Genomic DNA, 19,755 nt, shown 5'->3' on the forward strand with positions numbered 1-19,755 from the left:
AAAATGGTATAATATTAAAAAAGATAGAAAGGGGGCTTTGACACTGAGTAAAAATAAAACAGCTACATTTTTTGCAATATTAGCAGCAGCATTATATGCAATCAATGTACCAATATCGAAAATATTATTAGCAAATGTGTCTCCGACAATGCTTGCCGGTTTTTTGTATTTAGGAGCAGGTGTTGGTATTGGGATATTACTTGGAATAAAGAAAACTCAAAACAAATTGACTGACGAAAAATGGCTTAATATAAATGATTTACCTTATACAATTGCAATGGTTGTTCTTGATATAGCAGCACCGATATTTCTGATGTTTGGCATTGCCAATACAAATTCTGCTAATGTCTCGTTAATTAATAACTTTGAAATTGTTGCAACATCGGTCATTGCCCTTTTGATTTTTAAGGAAAAAATTTCTAAAAGATTATGGATTGCTATTGTCCTTGTACTTTTATCAAGCGTCATTCTTAGCTTTGAGGGGATGGAAGCATTAGCACTGAATAAAGGTTCAATGTTTGTTTTATGTGCTTGTATTTGTTGGGGGATTGAGAATAATTGTACAAGAAGTATAAGTGATAAAAGTTCTGAGGAAATTGTGTTAATAAAAGGAATTTTCTCGGGTATTGGCAGTATTGTTATTGCTTTTATCATTGGAGAACATCTACCTGAAATACTATATATACTTGCGGTTATGTTACTTGGTTTTGTGGCATATGGTTTAAGTATAAATTTTTATATTATGGCACAAAAGAACTTGGGTGCAGCAAAAACAAGTGCATTTTATTCTATAGCACCATTTTTAGGAGTGGGATTTAGTTTTATTATTTTGGGTGAAAGACCAACAGTAAAATTTTATATCGCCCTCGGCATTATGATAATCAGCACATTGATTATGATAAAAGATACGCTTGGTAACGAAAAAATATATAATGGATATGTCCATACCCACCAGCATAAGCACGGAAAAGTAGTACATTCGCATGAGCATAGACATTTTATATTTAACCCTATGCATATACACAGTCATTCTCATGCAAACACATAAATGATTGGAAAATGGCTTAACTTATATAACCGTTAAGAAATAAGCATAATACAACAAAGAGAAACAGTGAATCAAAAAAGGTTTACTGTTTTTCTTTGCTTAAAAGTTAATACGGCTTACAGAAAGAGCGTCCATAAATATAAAAAGGTACTTGACAAAACGCTTCCTGGGGAAATAGGAAAGACATTGAGCCTTACATGGACGAAAAATTTCAAAACAATATATTGCTTACCAAAACAGAGAGATTAAGCATGAATGGAAGACCAAGCAATCCAAAGTATGCAAGAAATAAAAATGTTCTTGTGATTGGTGGATCAGGATCCGGGAAGACAAGGTTTTATGTTAAGCCTAATCTTATGCAAATGCATTCTTCCTATTGCGTAACAGACCCTAAAGGGACGATAGTTCTTGAGTGTGGCAAAATGCTGGAAGATAATGGGTATGAAATTCGAATATTAAATACCATTAACTTCAAAAAAAGTATGAAATACAATCCTTTTAGCTATATCCATTCAGAAAAAGATATTCTGAAATTGGTGCAGACCATTATTGCCAATACCAAAGGGGAAGGAGAAAAGGCAGGGGAAGATTTCTGGGTGAAAGCCGAGAAGCTTTATTACACGGCTCTGATTGCCTATATCTACTATGAAGCACCGAAAGAAGAAAAGAATTTTGCAACACTGCTGGACATGATAGATGCTTCAGAAGTCAGAGAAGACGATGAAAATTATAAGAATCCGATAGACAGGCTTTTTGAGGCATTGGAAAAGAAAGAACCAAGACATTTTGCTGTAAAGCAATACAAGAAATACAAGCTTGCAGCCGGAGTTATAGAATTAAGAAGAACACTTCATCACTATTTGAGTGAAAAATGTTTTGCTTAATTCTTTTTTTATTGAAGAATTTGAGCGAAAGGAGGTAATCGTGAGAAATTATGAGAAAATAACCGCCTTGTATGAAAGGTTAAGCCGAGATGATGAACTACAAGGCGAGAGCAATTCGATCGTCAATCAGAAGAAAATTTTAGAAGAATACGCAAAGAAAAATCATTTGGAGAACATCATTCATTTTACCGATGACGGAATCAGCGGAACACAGTTTGACAGACCGGGATTTATGGCAATGATGAACGGAGTCAATCAAGGAAATATCGGTTGTATCATCGTAAAGGATATGAGTAGACTGGGCAGAGATTACCTCAAAGTCGGTCAATGTATGGAGATACTAAGGCAAAAGGGAGTTAGACTCATTGCCATTAACGACAATGTAGATAGCTTTTACAAAGACGATGATTTTACCCCTTTTCGAAACATTATGAACGAGTGGTATGCGAGAGATACCTCAAGGAAAATTAAGTCCACATTCAAAGCCAAAGGCGAAAGCGGAAAGCATACAGGAAGCAGTCCACCCTATGGATATATCAAAGACAAGGACGATAAAAATCAGTGGATTATCGACGAAAAAGCAGCAGAAGTTGTCCGAAGAATATTCCATCTGACGATGGACGGAAAAGGACCCTATGCCATCGCAAGAATATTAGAAACTGACAAGATAGATATACCCGCCTATCATCAGCAGAAATTGGGATATGGACTACATCAAAGCAAAGTGTTTGAATATCCGTATCGTTGGTGCAGTTCCACGATTGCAAGTATCTTAAAAAAACAAGAATATTTAGGGCATACAGTCAACTTCAAAACAAGGAAGCATTTCAAAGACAAGAAAAGTAAATATGTATCCGAAGATAACTGGCTCATCTTTGAAAACACCCACGAGCCAATCATAGACCAAGAAACCTTTGATAATGTGCAGAGAATACGAGGAAATGTGAAACGCTATCCCGATGGTTGGGGCGAATACCACCCCCTTACAGGACTGATGTATTGTGCCGATTGTGGCAGTAAAATGTATGTTCACAGAACGAGCAACTACAAGAATATCCCCTATTATACTTGTAGTGCCTACACAAAAGTACCTTGTGGGACACTTTGTCCATCTGCTCACAGGATAAAAGCAGAAGTGGTATTAAATCTCATTCAAAGCACCCTACAAGACATTAAGAAAAGCCTTGATGAAGATAACGAAGCCTTTCTCCATTCCATTCAAAACGAAATGGAAGAAAGCGAGAAAATGGAAATGGAAAAGAAAAAGACAAGGCTCACAGATAGTACAAACAGGCTTCAGGAACTGGAACGCTTAATGTGTCGGATATACGAAGATATGATACTGGAGAAGATACCGAATAACCGATATGAAATCTTAAACAATCAGTATGAAACAGAGCAAAGAGAACTCAGCAAAGAAATCGATGGGTTGGAAAAAGCCATCAAACGATACGAAAAAGAAACCGATAGAGCAAAAAAGTTTATCCGGTTGATCGAACGCTATGATAACTTTGACGAACTGACTCCGACCATCATCAACGAGTTTGTAGAAAAAATCTTAATTCACGAACGAGATCGAAAAGGCAGTCAAACCGCCAATCAGAAAGTCGAAATCTACTTCAACTTTATCGGCAACTATGAACCACCGAAAGAAGAATTATCCGAAGAAGAAATGCAGAAATTAAGGGAGGAGGAAGAAAAAGAACGGGAAAGAAAAGACAGGCTTCATCAAAACTACCTCAATCGTAAAGCAAACGGCAAGCAAAAAGAATATGAGGACAGATACAAGGAGAAAAGGGAGCAACTCAAACAGGAGAAACTTAAAACGCTGAAAAAAAGCGGAATACCATTAAGTGAATATAAAGAGCTAATGAAAAAAGAAGCCTAATTATAGACTTCTTTTTTTCACGCACTCAATGTAACAGATCTTATCGAATTACAAGTTATGTTTTGTCATATTTTTAATAGATTGCTGATAGAACTCAATTTTATCATCTAAATTTTGAAGATACTCAGTCCATTTTAGTTGCTGTTCTAAAACATAATTTCTGTGTAATTGGAGAATTTGTAATCGTTCAGGCATTGTAATCGAGCCAACATATCGTAACTCGGAATAATGTTGAATATCTTTGATAAGCATTCCTGTTTCTTTCAGCCGTCTTATAAATTTTATCCACTCTATATCGCTTTCTTTATAATATCTCCTACCATTTTTGTCTCTATCTACTTTGAGTAATCCTTTTTTTCGTAGTAACGAAGGGTGCTTGCTGGAAGATTTGTTTTATTTGCAATTTCGCCTATTTTCATTGCAGATGACTCCTTTCCTAATTTTTAAAATTCATAAGTAAAAGAACTTGACTTAAACCAAAGTTTAAGTAGTATAATTATATTATAAAAGAAAAAAGGAGGTGAATTCAAGTGAAAAGTAAACGATTTGAAATAGGTTTAGAACAATTACAAGAAATTGATGGTGTGAGTGGCGAAAAAGTTATACAAACATTAGAAGATATTGCTCCAGATTTAGGAGAATATATTATCGAATTTGCATTTGGAGATATTTATAGTAGACAAGGACTTTCTTTGCAAGAAAGAGAAATGATAACTATCACAAGTTTATTGACATTAGGAGGGTGCGAACCACAATTAGAAGTTCATATTAATGGATCTTTAAATGTGGGAATATCTCCGGAAAAAATTATTGAGACATTTATTCAGTGCATTCCGTATGTGGGTTTTCCAAAAGTCTTAAATGCTACATTCGTTGCAAAAAAAATCTTTTCTGAAAGGAATCTTACTTTAGGTAGTAACACAAACGACGGGAGGTAATATATCACCAATAAAAAATAAAAAAGCTATGTGGAATAAAATAACGAGTGATTTTTCACTGATTTTTTGCTGAAAAACCAAAAATCATAATTTTTGAAAGAGGACTATTTACGCCAAAGTGTAGAAGTCCTCCTTTTTTATGCTCAAAAACCAAAATCAGAGAGCAGAAAAAGGAGGATTATACAATGGATAAAAAAGAATATTTACTTTATGTCAAAGGAAAAGCGGTTAAGGTAAATGAGGAAATATACAGAGCTTACTGGAGAATAACGGAACACGAAAAGTATCTCCAAAGAAAAGATTGGAAGTATAATGTACTTCCCTTTTCTATATTCGATTATGACGGTCATTTTATAGATAACATCGTAGATGAAAGCATTGATATTGAAAAAATTGTAGAAGTAAAAATGCAAATCGAAGAACTGAATAAGGCATTAAATTCCCTTACAGAAGAAGAAAGGGACATCATTACTGCCATATTTTTCAGAGATGAGAGTTTACGGTCTATTGGAGAAAGAAAAAACAGAAGCTATCAGGCAATCGGGAAAAGGAGGGATAAGATTTTAGAGAAATTAAGAAAACTCTTAGAGGGTAAAATCTAATAAAGCGAAAAGGTTAAGTGCGAAATGTGCTTAACCTTTTCTCATAAAGATGAAAGCGAGGAATGGATATGAAAGACAATAGGACAGAACTACAAAAAGTAAAATCGGAAATTGAACTGAAAGAAAATGAACTTGAAAAGTACGAAAAGAAGTTGGTGCAGCTAAAAAATCAGGAAAAGAAAATCAGAAAGCAAGCGAGCCTTGAAGAACGCAAAAAGCGAAACCATAGATTGATAGAACGAGGAGCAATCTTAGAAAGTTTTATTGAGGGAGCAAGCGAGAAAAGTAATCAAGAAATAAAGGCTATCTTACAAAGAACATTTCAAAAAAGATAAGAAAAGCAAGGACATCGTATAATCGCAATTCCCTTAGATTTTCTAAGGGCGCAATTATACACCCTAAAGGGTGTCCTTGCGTCCTGCGGAGCCTTTACCCTTGCAGGGAGCAAAAGAGGAGTAGCAAAGATGATTGCATATCCCCCATTCCCTTTTTTATCGTCAAGGGTAAAGTGCATTCGCTACCGCTCACCCTTGACCCTAAAAATTTGAAACGGATACTACTTATCAAGCCGACATACTGAAACAACAAAAGCAGTTGCAGTATAGTCGGCTTTTTCTATTGTACCGTTTCAAAACGGTCATTCACTTTATGGACTATCCGAGAAGAAAACCGCTAAGACCGACACCTAAAACAACAAAAGAAAAGAACAAAGACAATCTAAAAGCGAAAGGAGTTGATAAGAGTGGCAGACAGTTTTCACTTTAATATTTCCATCATCTCAAGAGGGAAAGGAAAAAGTGCAGTCGCAAGTGCTGCCTATATTTCTTGTGAGAAACTCACGAATGAATGGGACGGAGTAACCCACGATTATCACAACAAAAAAGGCTTGGAGCATAAAGAAATCTTCTTGCCGGAAAATGCACCGAAAGAATTTTTAGACCGTTCCATCTTGTGGAACAGTGTGGAGTTAAATGAAAAAGCCATCAATGCACAGCTTGCAAGAAACTTCATTATTGCCCTACCCAAAGAGTTGAGTTTGGAAGAAAACAAAGACCTCATCAGGGAGTTTATACAGGAGAATTTTGTATCCAAAGGAATGATTGCAGACCTTGCCATTCATCAAGGAAATGATGAGGGAAACGGAAATATTCACGCTCATATAATGACAACTGTTCGCCCCTTAAATCAAGATGGCACTTGGGGAGCAAAGAGCAAAAAAGAATATCTTCTTGATGAACAGGGAAAAAAGATTTTAGGTAAAAACGGAAAACCTAAAACAAGGAAAATCGACCTCACTGATTGGAACAACAAAGAAAATGCCGAGAAATGGAGAGAACATTTTGCCACACTTTGTAATCAATATTTAGAAACAGCCGGAGAACAAAAACGAGTGGATCATCGCTCCTACAAAAGACAAGGAAAAGAAGAAATTCCGACCATTCATTTAGGAGCAAGTGCCGGTGCCTTAGAGCGAAAAGGAGTGGAAACCGAGAAAGGAAATATCAACCGAGAAATCAAAAAGCATAATTCTATTGTGAAAGCAGTGAGAGAAAGAATTGCAGAAATCACCTCTTGGTTGAATGACTTTACCAAAGTCTTATTTGACAAATATGAGCAGTACAAACAGGAGAAGAAAGAAGAATATGAGAACAAAGCGGAACTCTTTAATCTCTATGAGTACATCAGTATTTATTATGACTTACAGGGAGAAAAAGCAAGAAAACTAAACCCCTATGCAAGCAACAAAAAGATCGGTGCAGACCTAAGAAGATTTTCAAAAGCAAGGATATATCTAAAGGACAATAACCTTAAAACCATAGCCGAATTGCAAGAGAAAATAAGTACCTTACAATCCAAGAATAAAAAGATTAGTCAAGATATTAAGGCGAAAACCACAAGAATAGAAAACTTAAATAAATGCTTTGCCTATGCGGACATCATCAAGGATAACAAACAAGTCTTTGAGGAATGGAACAGTAAATCCCTATTCAAAGACAGCTTTTACAATTCCCATAAAGATGAGATAGATAAATATAAAAGAGCAAGGGCAATCCTTGAAAAGATAACAGGCTTATCGGCTATCAAGATAAAGGACTGGAAAAAAGAAATCCAAAGCCTTGAAAGTGAAATATTAAAACTCAATATACAATCTCAAAAAGTCAAAGAAGAATACGAAAGTATCAACCATATCAAGTATGCAGTGAAAACAGTCAATGATGATTATGGCATAGACCTATCCATTGAGATTGACAAGGCAATCAAGAGAGGAGAAAAACCAAGTGTCATTGCACAGATTAAGAAGTATCAAGAGCAGCAAGAAGCCTACGAAAAACGAAAGGATAAAACAAAAGACTATTACAGGAAAGAGGAAAGATGAAGTCCTAAAATGGGATAACATCAAAAACGAAGGGTGTCGTAAATCACGACATTCTTAAAAAACTAAGATAAGAGAGGAAAGAAAAATGGCAGATAAAAGAATGTTTTCACTCAAGATAGTAGATAGCGACTTATTTTTGGATATGCCTTTAAGTAGTCAATGCCTATATTTTCATCTATCAATGAGGGCAGATGATGACGGCTTTGTAAATAATCCTAAGAAAATCATCAAGATTATCGGAGCGAATGAAGATGACCTGAAAATACTTATTGCCAAAGGCTTTGTGATTGTTTTTGAACGAGGAATTATCGTCATTACGCATTGGAAAATCAACAACTTTATCCGTAAAGACAGATATAAACCGACCTTATATGAAAATGAGGTGCAGAGCTTATCTCAAACTAAAAACGGAATGTATATCAAAGAGGTTGGTTGTCATTTGGTTGACCAAAGGTTGACAAGTGGTCAACCCAGTATAGATAAGGGTAGATTAGATAAGGTTAGTATAGATAAGGGGAGAGAAGAAAGCACCCCGCCCCCCAATTCAAAAAATATGGAGAATATCAAAACATTATCCTTACAGACGAACAATACAAGGCATTACAAGAAAAGCTACAAAGTCATACCGACACGATGATTGAAAAACTGTCAAGGTATATCAAGAGTACCGGAAAGACATATCAAGACCATTATGTAACTATCCTTAATTGGTATGAGCAAGACAAGGATAAACTATCACAGAAAAAGACCGGCAAGATTCCAACTTTTGAAGATTATGATAAGGGGGAACATTTATAGCTATCATACAAGGCGGTGTAAAGGCATTTTTAGAGCGTTAAGACTAAAAGAGGTATTAAAGCATGTCTATGGATAAAATCAGTCTTAAAACTCAACTTGAAGGAAATTAGCAGATGAAAAATATTGATAAATTTGGTATAATTAAGTATTATTATGAGTGAGGAGGTATGACCTTTGGATAATAAAGAGCTGTCTATCACAAGTGATAGTGAGTATAAAAAGCTATTGTCAGAGTTAAAAGAGAAAGTAAGAAGTAGCCAACTTAAAGCTGCAATAAAGGTAAATTATTTGTTGTTAGATTTATATTGGACTTTGGGAGAATACATTGTAAAAAATCAAGAACAACATTCATGGGGAGATGCCTTTATAAAATCGTTAGCTAAAGATTTACAAAAAGAATTTCCTGATATGAAAGGTTTTTCTGAAACAAATATTAAGTATATCAGAAGATGGTATTCATTTTATATAAAAGGGCTACAAGGTGTAGCCGAAATAGAAAATAACGACAGCAATTCAAAAGGACTACAGCCTGTAGCCCAATTTGATGAAAGAGTTATCAACCATATTAAACAGATACCTTGGGGACATAATCAAAGGATAATAAACAAGTGCAAGACCATTGATGAAGCCATATATTATGTTGATAAAACTATTGAGAACGGATGGAGCAGGAATGTACTCGTACATCAAATTGAAAGCGGATTATATGGCAGGGAAGGAAAATCTATAACAAACTTTGAAAAAAGGTTACCTGCTTTGCAATCAGACCTTGCAAGACAGACATTAAAAGATCCATATAATTTTGATTTTCTTACCATTCGTGAAGGATATGATGAAAGGGAACTTCAAAAAGAACTGGTTGACAAGATTTCTGATTTTTTACTTGAACTTGGCGAGGGATTTGCCTACATAGGCAAAGAATATCACATAAATATAAATGGGGATGATTTTTATATTGATTTACTGTTTTACAATTTGAAACTCCATTCTTACATTGTTATAGAACTGAAAGCGGAGAAGTTTAAGCCGGAACATTTAGGACAGCTTAATTTCTATGTAACAGCAGTGAATAGAGAGCTAAAAACTGATAGAGATAATGCTACGATTGGACTTCTTATTTGCAAAGATAAAAACGATGTCGTTTGTGAATATTCATTAGAACAAATATCGCAACCTATAGGTATAAGCAAATATAAGATTACTAAATTACTTGAAGCAGAATATAAGAGCAGTTTGCCGAGTATTGAAGAAATAGAGAAAAAGATCAAAGAAATAGATACGGATAATTAAAAACATCAAAGAAATGAATAAATATTGGCTAATGACGATTGGAAAAAATCACTAATCGTCATTTTTTATTGCAAAGAAAGGAGAAAATATGCAAGAAAAAAGAAATGAACAAACTACAGGAACAAAGACGATAAAGAAGATTGGAAAGACTACTTATGAGGTGATTGTCCATTTTAATGATAAAAGCAGTGAAACTATGCAAGATAAACTAAAAAGGATAATGTTGAGGGAATTTCGGAGAAAATCGGACGAAAAAAAAGATGATTTTGATTAAAAAGTCCTTGACAAGTAGCAACAGGGAAAACAGCAAAGTCCATTCTTATCTCTTGTGGAGCAAGACTTGCCCCCTTCGATATTCAAGAACTAAGGGACTTAATGAGCGAAGATGAATTGGAGCTGGATTGCATTGGAGATAGAAAAACAGCACTATTTGTCATTATCTCTGATACAGATGATACCTTTAACTTTGTGGTCTCCATTATGTACTCTCAGCTTTTTAATCTTCTATGTGACAAGGCAGATGATGTCTATGGAGGACGATTACCTGTTCATGTCAGGTTTCTCCTAGATGAGTTTGCAAATATCGGCTTAATCCCAAAGTTTGAGAAGCTTATAGCCACAATTCGTTCCAGAGAAATTTCTGCAAGTATTATTCTACAGGCACAATCTCAGCTGAAAGCTATTTACAAGGATAATGCGGATACGATTATTGGAAACTGCGATAGTACTTTATTCCTGGGAGGGAAGGAAAAGACTACATTAAAAGAACTTTCAGAAACTTTGGGAAAGGAAACCATTGACTTATACAATATCTCGGAAACCAAGTCCAATCAGAACAGCTTTGCCATGAACTATCAAAAGACCGGAAAAGATCTAATGAGCCAAGACGAGATAACAGTGATGGATGGTGGAAAATGTATCTTTCAGCTTAGAGGTGTCAGACCTTTTTTCTCGGATAAATTCGACATCACAAAGCATAAGAACTATAAGTTCTTAGAAGATTATGACAAGAAGAATGTGTTTGATATTGAAGAATATATAAAGAGAAAAGGCGAGGTTAAGCTTAATAGAAATACGGTAATTACAAGATTGTAAGATTTACAAGGCTTGACCTTGCAAAAAATGGCAGGTGCATTAAAATATGAATTACAAACTGTTTCGCTCTTTATTTGTATGCTGTATTTATTCAAAAAAGATATAATTCAGGCAGAAAAATGGATGCATACATATTGCCAAGCACTGGATAAAGAAGATGAAAACAGTTGCTATTACTTCTGCTATGAATTGATGCTTCACTTGAAAAATCAAAATTCAGATGATGCTACTATCTATAATTATCTGAGAAATTTTTTCGATGAAAATCTTGTGCAAATGGTTTTTGAAGATTTTAGGGGCAATCCATTTGAAGCGCTTCCGACAATGCACTGTCAGGAACCTTGTGATGAAAATTGTGAATTGTATTCATATTGTATTACTAGAACAGAAAAAGAGATATACAGGAACATAAGGAGTAAAGTACTAACCTAGGCATACTAAAGTTGCGGCGCGTACGTAAGTTCTGAAAATCGTTTCGGTAAAGACAAGGAGAATGAAGAACCAATATGATTCTTTCCAAGAAACAGTACACACCATGGGACAATATTCTGATTCCATACAAAAGCAGTGAACTCAGTACTGTCTTGTATTCGCTTATTAGACTTCTTGAATTTATTATACCTACAATACAGATTGCAGTGAATGCTCTGTTTATTGAAAAGGCTTTGTCATATCTGTCAGGAAGAAGTTCTCGTGAGGAATTGCTCCTTCCTATTCTTATGCTAAGCGGAATTATTGTATATGCCCGAATCTGTAAAGTCCTAGCCGCTTTGTGTATGAAACATGTCCAAAATGGGATTCGGGCTCAATTTCATACAGCGATCATTCAAAAATGTGCCAGATTGACCTACGAGAGTATTGAAAACAAGGAAATATGGGAGCTGTTTCAGCGGATTAATAACAAGCTCGAAGACAGAATGACTATAGGGTTTCAAAACAGTGTTGAACTGATTGGAATGGGAGTTCAAATTCTTGGTTTTCTTGGTGCACTGATATTCAGTGCTTGGTGGGCCGCGTTTATTGTCGTTATCTTGTCTGTGCCTATTATGATTCTGGGAATCAAGGGAGGACAAAAGCAGTACGAAGCCGAAAGAGAAACCGGAAAATACAAGATTCGATATGAATACCTTAGCGACATCATGACAAATCGTGATTCTGCAAGGGAGCGCAGCTTGTTCCATTATCAGGAGAGGTTAATTCTGCAATGGAATAAATTATTTGAAAAAGTAAAGTACCTTCAGCGGAAGGTAACAATCAATACTATGCTTCGTATGAAGGCTGTGAATCTGACTGTGTCTTTAGCCATGTTTATGGTTGACCTCATTTTGCTATTGGCGGTTGCAAAGGGGAAGGTGTCAGTAGGCATGTTTATTGCATTAACACAGGCCTCTATTGGTATCATATCCATTATGTCCTGGGAATTTTCAGACCGCATTAAGGAATTTGCCACACAGAGAGAGTTCTTCAAAGATATCACGCATTTCGCATCTCTTCCCGAAACAGAGGGCGCTACATCTGAACCCGCTCCGCCTGTTCCGTTACAATCTATTGAGTTTCGTCACGTTACATTCCGCTATCCAAACACAGAAAAAGAAGTGCTTCGTGACTTGTGCCTGAAAATGGAGCCGGGAAGACATTATGCGGTTGTTGGCAGAAATGGGGCCGGAAAAACCACCCTCACCAAGCTGTTAACTGGTCTTTATACAGATTATGAAGGAGAAATCCTGATAAACAACAAATCGATAAAGAACTATGCGGCTTCTGAACTGAAGAGTTTTTTTGCTGTCCTATTTCAGGATTTTTCTCGTTATCACATTTCTCTTCGGGATAACATTGCCATTGGAGATATCAGAAACTTTGGCAATCCGGATACAGATCGGAATATAGAAAAAATTCTTGATGAGCTGAACATGACAGATAATATACGAACACTTCCCGATAAGATGAATACCCACCTAGGAAAACTTGACGAAAAAGGTGTGGATTTTTCCGGCGGCCAGTGGCAGCGGCTTGCCATTGCGCGTGTTATGTTGTCCCCTGCACCCATGTATATTTTAGATGAACCGACAGCAGCACTGGATCCAATGAGTGAATCAAAGATATATGGGGATTTTGAATATATTAGCCGGCAAAAAACTACATTGCTAATCACACATCGCCTTGGTGCCACAAAAACAGCGGATTATATTCTAGTTCTTGATGATGGGCATATTGTCCAGCAGGGATCCCACGCTACGCTGATGCAATATGACGGACTGTACAAGGATATGTATGATAGTCAAAGGAGTTGGTATCAATGAAGAAAAAGTATCTGGTTTTTCGCAGAATGATATTCGATATGTTCAGAATCAGCCCCGGAATGACTACGCTTTATTGCCTGTTTGATGTTTTGCATGCTGGCGGTTATATTCTTGTCATGCTCTGTACTGAAAAATTGTTCGACAGTGTTCCTCTGCTTGCTGCAGGCTCACCGTTGTCCGTGTCACTACGGCCGCTTCTGTTTCTTATCATGGCAACAGTATTTTTTGAGATTGCGAACAGTTTAAGTAATTTCCATATCGAGCATCTTTCCCCTAAGATACTCAGTCATTTCTATAAGCGTATCTATATAAAAGCATCCCATATTTCACCGATAGATTACGAACGTCCGGAATTCCTTGATATGCTCAATAAGGCCTTGCAAGGCGTGGAATATGGTTTTTTTGCTTCCAGCCTGATTCTGATGGTATTTACCTTCTATGTGCCTTACTTCATTTTATTGGGGGTGTACCTGCAGCACATTTCACCCATACTGATTCTGATTGTTCTGCTGATTTTTACGCCAGTCATTCTTGGCCAAGTAATACGGTTTCGGTTGTTTTCCGAAGCGGAAGATGCGATTGCCCCAATCAGGCGAGCTACTGATTATTATGAACAAGTCGTCTGCAATCGAAAGTTTTTTAAAGAAACACGAATTCTTGGTATCGTAAACCACTTTATGCAGCTATATCAGGATGGAGTTATCCTAATCAATCAGAAAACTTTGACTGCCGAAAAAAAACATATCAGGATAGATGCTGCCCTGAGACTGTTTACTATCGGTGGATATATCGGTATCCTTCTAATGTTGGTAAACAGTTTGATTCAAAAAGTGATTTCTCCAGGAGCTTTTTCCGCTGTCTTCGCATCTGTAAATATGATGTATGCGCTTGCTGAGGAAATGGTTACAATGTTCTCGGGGCAGATTACACAATACGCAGTATCTATTCAGAACTACCATTCATTCATTGATCTTCCGGAAAATGCAAAAGAAGAAGGAAGTTTCGACAAAACGAAAGGCATCACTCTTGACAACGTTCATTTCAGTTACCCGAATACGCAGACAGAGACAATACGCGGAATTAGTCTTAAAATCCAGCCGGGTGAAACCGTAGCAATCGTTGGTGAAAACGGTGCCGGAAAATCGACTCTGGCAAAACTTATGCTTGGTTTATATGTTCCGGACAGAGGAACCGTCCGTATTGGTGGACTTGACAGCGAAAAAGTCGCTTCACGGTGCATATATCAAAATTGTGCCGCTGTTTTCCAAGATTATCAACACTATCTCACAACACTGGAGGAAAACATTACCATAAGCAGCAATAATAGCTGTTACAATATGCTTGTTAGACTAAACCATGTTTGTGAAAGGGCCAAATTGTTAGTCAACAGTGATTCCTTCCCACAGGGGTTTAGTACCATGCTGTCCAGAGAATTCGGGGGTGTGGATTTGTCAGGTGGACAATGGCAGCGAATTGCGATTGCTCGCGGAATATTCCGTGAACATGACATCATTGTTTTAGATGAACCGACATCTGCGATTGATCCGATTGAAGAAAGTCTCATGTATCAAAATTTCAAAGAAATATCCGAAGGAAAAACTGCTATTATAATTACACATCGCCTTGGCGCTGCCAGAATTGCTGATCGGATTATAGTGTTGAAAGATGGCATTATAGATGATATAGGCACTCATGAGGAACTGATTAACAAAGGTGGAGTGTATTCTGAAATGTATAGAACGCAAGCCCAATGGTATGAATAGAGAAAGAAACATGTGCTACCCGGGGAGGTCTCGTCAGCGGTGGAAGCAGAATAAGAAACCGTAGTAACAACGAATGGCGAGAATGAAGTCAGCAGAAGTCAAGTCATAGTACCACTGTGGTTGCATCACACAGAGGGAAGGACGGAACTTTAGGCGGTGTAATGCGTGAAAGCAACCAAAAGTAAATTTAAGGATAGACAACTTTATAAAGAAGGTCATCTGCAAAAAGTATCTGCGGAACAGAGAGGATATGTAGAGGCATCCGCTTGCCAGAGGATTGCACACATAACCGACAATACCATCGCAAACTTGCCGTGCAAGTAAGGGAAAACTAAAAAACCACCGTGTACCGAACGTATGCACGGTGGTGTGAGAGGTATACCCTTCTCCTACTCGATTTAACGCTTTTTAATTTTATATAGCCCTTTAAATCCAAGAAGCAACCCAAAAACCATCCAAAAGAATGATAGAATGGTCATAGTTATTGTTAGTTCTCCATGGTTTAGTATACTTTTAAAGAAAACTACAGAGCCAAGAATACCAGCAATTATTTGAAGTATTGCTAGACTTATATTGAATTTACTATTCATACATGAACATCCTTTTTTAAAAATTAGCATCTTCTTACAGAAAGACTTGTTGGGCTCCAGCCATTTACAGAATAACCTTCTTTGTGTAGATATTTTTCTGTGTATTTTAATCCAACTGTTATTTCTATTCCAGATTTACCTGATATAGCATTAGCTAAGGCGGCAACGCCTAATGCCCATGTTACAAAATTTAATCAAGGAATAAAACCAGCTCCTAACTTTGCGGCAATGGCTTTTGATACAACTTGAGCTGCTGCTTTTTTAGCGACAAAACTTAAACCTGTACCAACGGTACCTGGAATACCCATCATCTCATTTGATACTTTAACTGTGTAGCTTCTTGTTTCTCCAATTTTTGCCAATGGAGAAAAACTCATAGGAACCATACCAGAGTTACTATTATAATATATGGTTTCTGTAATTTCTACAGGAATCATTTTTCCATTACCATCGTCTACATAAACAATATCTTTACTGACTTTAGTTTTTAAGTTTTCTATAACAGGATTTAGTTTTGGTAAATTACTTGCATGAGCTATATTTGGTAATATAATTGTACATAGCATTACCACTGAGACGGTGGTATTCTTGTCAAGAAAATAGAATAACAAGTTATAAAAGTGTTGAAATAGGTGCTTTTAGGATTTTAAAAGAAATCAGTTCTATAATAAATTAAAAATCGTGTTGGTAGAAAAATCGTCTACTTCTACCAACACGATTTTACAAAGAGCCAGTACTTACATCTCTTTTTTTCCTGTAAAACTATTGTATCTTGATACTTTAAGGAGTTTCAATCATTCGATCTGTTAATCGTTATTTTTTGGATCTAAACTTAATAACATAGCATTAATGGCGACGATGACTGTTGACACAGACATTAGGATTCCTCCTAATGCAGGGCTTAATGTGATACCAATAGGAGCCAAAATTCCTGCAGCCAGAGGGATAGCTATAAAGTTATAACCAGCTCCCCAAAATAGGTTTTGTTTCATTTTACGAGTTGTTTTGTGTGCTAATTCAATGAATGATTCAATATCTCCTGGATCGGATTGAGTCAATATGACATCAGCTGAATCCAATGCAACTTGAGTTCCAGCACCTATAGCTATACCAACATCTGCTAAGGCAAGAGAAGGAGCATCATTTACACCATCACCTACCATGATAACTTTCTTTCCTTCATCTTTAAGTGTTTTAACTAACTCATATTTGTCTTGTGGAGATTGATTTGATCTATATTCAATCCCTAAATCTTCTGCCGCGCCTTGAGCCGCTTTTTCATTATCACCTGTTGCCATAATTGGTTGAATATTGTTCTTTTTAAGAGCTTTAATTAACTCTTTACTCGTTGGTTTTAATTCGTCCCCTAAAGCTACAGCACCAATGGCATCATCGTTTTCTACTAAGACACTAAGAGTTGCTCCTTTTGGAATATCCATATCAATATTACGTCCATAGGCTTTTTGACTGATTAATTGGTAACGGTGCCCACCTGCTTTACCCTCTACTCCAGAACCGGAAATCACATCAATCGAATCAAAAGATGCTGGACGTATACCTTGCTCGTCGGCGAAACTTATAATTGATTGGGCAATCGGGTGGCTAGAACCTCCTTCAATACCTGACAGTAAGGCAATGATTTCCTCTTTTGTATATTTGTCATTAAGAAGTTTTACATCTAATACTTTAAATTCACCAGTTGTTAAAGTACCCGTTTTATCTAAAATTATCACATCCGCATCTTGAGCTATTTCTAAGGCTTGGCGGTCTTTTACTAGTAAGCCACGGCTAGCCCCTAAGCTTGTGCTACGGGCGGTTACCAATGGAATAGCCAGACCCAATGCGTGCGGACAAGCAATAACTAATGTAGTAATAGTAAATATAACTGCCGTTGGGATATCTCCAATAATCATCCACACTACAAAAGCAATTAGCGCGACAATAACAGCAATATAGAAGAGCCACCCTGCAACCTTTTGCGCAATATTTTCTGCCCTGGAAGGCTGACTTTGAGCTTGGCTGATTAAAGTCTGTACTTGAGAGATAAAGGATTGATCACCTGTCTCAAGCACTTTAATATAAAGAACCCCTTCTCCATTTGTTGAGCCCCCGATTACTTCATCGCCAGGGCCTTTTTTACTGCTTTTGATTCCCCAGTTAGAAGAGCTTCATTTAAACGTGATTCGCCACGCTCGATAATCCCGTCTGCTGGCACATTTTCTCCGGCTTGAACACGAATTAAATCACCTACCTTTAAGTCAGCAACTGGTCGTGTTTCAATTGAATCGTCTTCTAATACAACGTGAGCATCTTTTGGTACCAACTTAGCCAATTCTGCTTGTGCGTCTCCTGCTTCTCCAATAGCTTTCATCTCAATCCAGTGACCTAATAGCATGATTAATAGTAAAGAAGCAAATTCAAAGAAAAAGTCCATCACGTGTTCACCCGTTACGTAGGTAATGATCACAGCATAAATACTGTATAAATATGAAACACTTAAACCTAAAGAAACGAGTGCCATCATTCCAGGTTCTTTTTGTTTAAATTCATCAACTGCACCTTGATAGAATGGACGTCCACCATAAATAATTAATATAGTAGATAAAATAGCTACTACAATATCAGAATATGGAAAAGTAAACTGGAATGGTAGTTCAAATCCATGCATAGGGGATAAGAGCATAATAATGATTCCTAGTGGCAATGACTTTAAGAAAAGTTCCTTAAAGCTTCCGTGATGATGGTGGGCATGCCCACTGTGTCCGCTGTGATTATGCCCACTGTGATCATGTCCACTGTGATCATGTCCACTGTGATCATGCCCGCTGTGATCATGCTCGCTGTGATCATGCCCGCTGTGATCATGTCCACTGTGATCATGCTCGCTGTGATCATGCCCGCTGTGATCATGCCCGCTGTGATCATGCCCACTGTGATCATGCCCACTGTGCCCGCTGTGATCATGCCCAGCATGATGTTCTTGATGTTTATCCTTATGGTCTCCATGTTCATCTGTGATTCCATGCTCGTGTTTTAACTTATCCATGTCGTCATAATCATGGTGATTATGGGACGAATATCTGTTGTCATTATTCATTTTAAATTCCTCCTTATGCTTAATGATGATGTAAATGACATTTGCATTGTCCTTCTGGACAATTGCAAGCCACTTCTTCTACTGCGAAAGATTTTTTCATCTCTAATATTTTTTCTAGTCGATCTATATCATCGAAGCTTAAAACATGATCTTCAATGATGCTTCCTATTACATTTCCGACTTTCTTATTGCAAATACGGTTAAAAATATCTTCTACATAATCCCTTACGGCTTCTTTCTCTTCAATATTGGCAGTGTAAATAAACTTTCTACCTTCTGGCTCTGTATTTAGTACGCCTTTTTCAACTAATCGACCTAAGATCGTTTTGATAGTGGATGGTGTCCAATCCATTTTTTCTTTCAATACGGAAATGATTTTTTTACTAGTTACTCGATCATTTGCCCAAACTACACGCATGACCTCCCATTCAGCATCTGTGATAAAAGCTTTAAATTCTATTGTGCTCATTTTCCTTTCCTCTTCGTTGTCTACAGAAGTAAACTAATATGCTCAAAAACAAGTCTACTTTAGTAAACGAAATATGTCAAGTCTTTTTTATAAATGTAACCATCTTGTTTTTTAAATAAATATAACAGCTATTATTGCCTTTGTTTTCCTATCTTTACCCAATACTAATTATAAGGTTACCATTGATTTATTTTTATTGATTTTAGAATTCCTTATTTTTAAAATTATATTTTCTAAATATGATGAACACTATTGAGCAATTTAATTGTTTATCGTATTTAGGAAATCAAGAATTGAGAAAAAGCGGAAAAATAGAAAAAAACCTATACACACGGAAATTATCAAATCTTTTGTTCTGTTGTTCTAAATATTCAATTTTACCGACTATTAATTGTCTTAATTTCATGTCTTATTAATATCCTCGAGTTCGAGTATCTAAATATAGAAAAGGTAAACTGCTACAATACCTAGTACCCATCTATTTGATTTCCTACTATTCGGAAAAAGCCATTTCAGCTTTTCTATGAGCAAGGATTTTAGCTTCAAGTCTTCTTTCTTCCTTGAGATTTTCTAAGGACTTAAGAAGGTACGCTAAAGGGGATTCACTGTCATAGGA

At 36.6% G+C, this 19,755-nt stretch carries 14 protein-coding genes and 5 pseudogenes; 14 read left to right on the plus strand and 5 right to left on the minus strand.

Annotation, left to right across the window (positions count from 1 at the left end):
- Window positions 1-37: 37 nt before the first annotated feature.
- The 3 genes and pseudogenes from HMPREF9124_RS01045 (at window position 38) to HMPREF9124_RS01055 (ending at window position 3,820) form a co-directional block, all read left to right on the plus strand.
- Window positions 38-1,048: a DMT family transporter gene (locus tag HMPREF9124_RS01045; protein WP_009429029.1), complete on the plus strand. Its 1,011-nt coding sequence runs from the start codon at window positions 38-40 to the stop codon at window positions 1,046-1,048.
- A gap of 158 nt (window positions 1,049-1,206) precedes the next feature.
- Window positions 1,207-1,875: pseudogene (locus HMPREF9124_RS01050) on the plus strand (VirD4-like conjugal transfer protein, CD1115 family); the annotation flags it as partial.
- 97 nt (window positions 1,876-1,972) lie between these two features.
- Window positions 1,973-3,820, plus strand: coding sequence for a recombinase family protein (locus HMPREF9124_RS01055; protein ID WP_009428559.1), 1,848 nt, complete (start codon window positions 1,973-1,975; stop codon window positions 3,818-3,820).
- Between the two features lie 48 nt (window positions 3,821-3,868).
- Here HMPREF9124_RS01055 and HMPREF9124_RS12795 read toward each other — a convergent pair.
- Window positions 3,869-4,239, minus strand: a pseudogene (locus HMPREF9124_RS12795) (MerR family transcriptional regulator).
- Window positions 4,240-4,350: 111 nt separating this feature from the next.
- On the opposite strand from HMPREF9124_RS12795, the gene HMPREF9124_RS01065 reads away from it, so the two are divergent.
- The 11 genes and pseudogenes from HMPREF9124_RS01065 (at window position 4,351) to HMPREF9124_RS01115 (ending at window position 14,983) form a co-directional block, all read left to right on the plus strand.
- The gene (locus HMPREF9124_RS01065; RefSeq protein ID WP_207635481.1) at window positions 4,351-4,758 is read left to right on the plus strand and encodes a carboxymuconolactone decarboxylase family protein; all 408 of its coding nucleotides are present in this window, start codon (window positions 4,351-4,353) and stop codon (window positions 4,756-4,758) included.
- A gap of 185 nt (window positions 4,759-4,943) precedes the next feature.
- On the plus strand, window positions 4,944-5,360 hold the full coding sequence (locus HMPREF9124_RS01070; protein WP_009427961.1) for a sigma factor-like helix-turn-helix DNA-binding protein: 417 nt from the start codon (window positions 4,944-4,946) through the stop codon (window positions 5,358-5,360).
- 68 nt (window positions 5,361-5,428) lie between these two features.
- Window positions 5,429-5,695, plus strand: a complete 267-nt coding sequence (locus HMPREF9124_RS01075; RefSeq protein ID WP_009429355.1) for a DUF3847 domain-containing protein — start codon at window positions 5,429-5,431, stop codon at window positions 5,693-5,695.
- A 407-nt stretch (window positions 5,696-6,102) separates the two neighbouring features.
- Window positions 6,103-7,737 carry a MobQ family relaxase gene (gene mobQ / locus HMPREF9124_RS01080; RefSeq protein ID WP_009428234.1) on the plus strand — a complete coding sequence of 545 codons (1,635 nt, stop codon included), beginning with the start codon at window positions 6,103-6,105 and terminating at the stop codon, window positions 7,735-7,737.
- Window positions 7,738-7,822: 85 nt separating this feature from the next.
- Window positions 7,823-8,535: pseudogene (locus tag HMPREF9124_RS01085) on the plus strand (replisome organizer).
- A gap of 174 nt (window positions 8,536-8,709) precedes the next feature.
- The gene (locus HMPREF9124_RS01090; RefSeq protein WP_009428919.1) at window positions 8,710-9,825 is read left to right on the plus strand and encodes a PDDEXK nuclease domain-containing protein; all 1,116 of its coding nucleotides are present in this window, start codon (window positions 8,710-8,712) and stop codon (window positions 9,823-9,825) included.
- 88 nt (window positions 9,826-9,913) lie between these two features.
- Window positions 9,914-10,099: a transposon-encoded TnpW family protein gene (locus tag HMPREF9124_RS01095; RefSeq protein ID WP_009429691.1), complete on the plus strand. Its 186-nt coding sequence runs from the start codon at window positions 9,914-9,916 to the stop codon at window positions 10,097-10,099.
- 11 nt (window positions 10,100-10,110) lie between these two features.
- Window positions 10,111-10,920, plus strand: a pseudogene (locus tag HMPREF9124_RS01100) (VirD4-like conjugal transfer protein, CD1115 family); the annotation flags it as partial.
- A gap of 18 nt (window positions 10,921-10,938) precedes the next feature.
- Window positions 10,939-11,352, plus strand: a complete 414-nt coding sequence (locus HMPREF9124_RS12025) for a hypothetical protein (protein WP_036597521.1) — start codon at window positions 10,939-10,941, stop codon at window positions 11,350-11,352.
- Window positions 11,353-11,426: 74 nt separating this feature from the next.
- Entirely contained in the window at window positions 11,427-13,220 is a 1,794-nt protein-coding gene (locus HMPREF9124_RS01110; protein ID WP_009428641.1) for an ABC transporter ATP-binding protein, read from the plus strand.
- Window positions 13,217-14,983, plus strand: coding sequence for an ABC transporter ATP-binding protein (locus HMPREF9124_RS01115; RefSeq protein WP_009428009.1), 1,767 nt, complete (start codon window positions 13,217-13,219; stop codon window positions 14,981-14,983). Before HMPREF9124_RS01110 ends, HMPREF9124_RS01115 begins: the two co-directional genes overlap by 4 nt.
- Before the next feature lie 398 nt (window positions 14,984-15,381).
- Here the strand turns inward: HMPREF9124_RS01115 and HMPREF9124_RS01120 are convergent, their stop codons facing one another.
- From HMPREF9124_RS01120 to HMPREF9124_RS01140, 4 genes and pseudogenes are all read right to left on the minus strand, one after another.
- Window positions 15,382-15,573: a hypothetical protein gene (locus HMPREF9124_RS01120; RefSeq protein WP_036597522.1), complete on the minus strand. Its 192-nt coding sequence runs from the start codon at window positions 15,571-15,573 to the stop codon at window positions 15,382-15,384.
- Window positions 15,574-15,767: 194 nt separating this feature from the next.
- Window positions 15,768-16,139 carry a hypothetical protein gene (locus tag HMPREF9124_RS01125; RefSeq protein WP_036597524.1) on the minus strand — a complete coding sequence of 124 codons (372 nt, stop codon included), beginning with the start codon at window positions 16,137-16,139 and terminating at the stop codon, window positions 15,768-15,770.
- Between the two features lie 240 nt (window positions 16,140-16,379).
- Window positions 16,380-18,670 (minus strand): annotated as a pseudogene (locus tag HMPREF9124_RS12905) (copper-translocating P-type ATPase).
- A gap of 19 nt (window positions 18,671-18,689) precedes the next feature.
- Window positions 18,690-19,139 (minus strand): CopY/TcrY family copper transport repressor, encoded by a 450-nt coding sequence (locus HMPREF9124_RS01140; RefSeq protein ID WP_009427951.1) that lies wholly within the window; start codon window positions 19,137-19,139, stop codon window positions 18,690-18,692.
- Window positions 19,140-19,755 lie beyond the last annotated feature (616 nt).

The sequence above is a fragment of the Oribacterium sp. oral taxon 108 str. F0425 genome, assembly GCF_000214455.1.
GTDB classification, from domain to species: domain Bacteria; phylum Bacillota; class Clostridia; order Lachnospirales; family Lachnospiraceae; genus Oribacterium; species Oribacterium asaccharolyticum.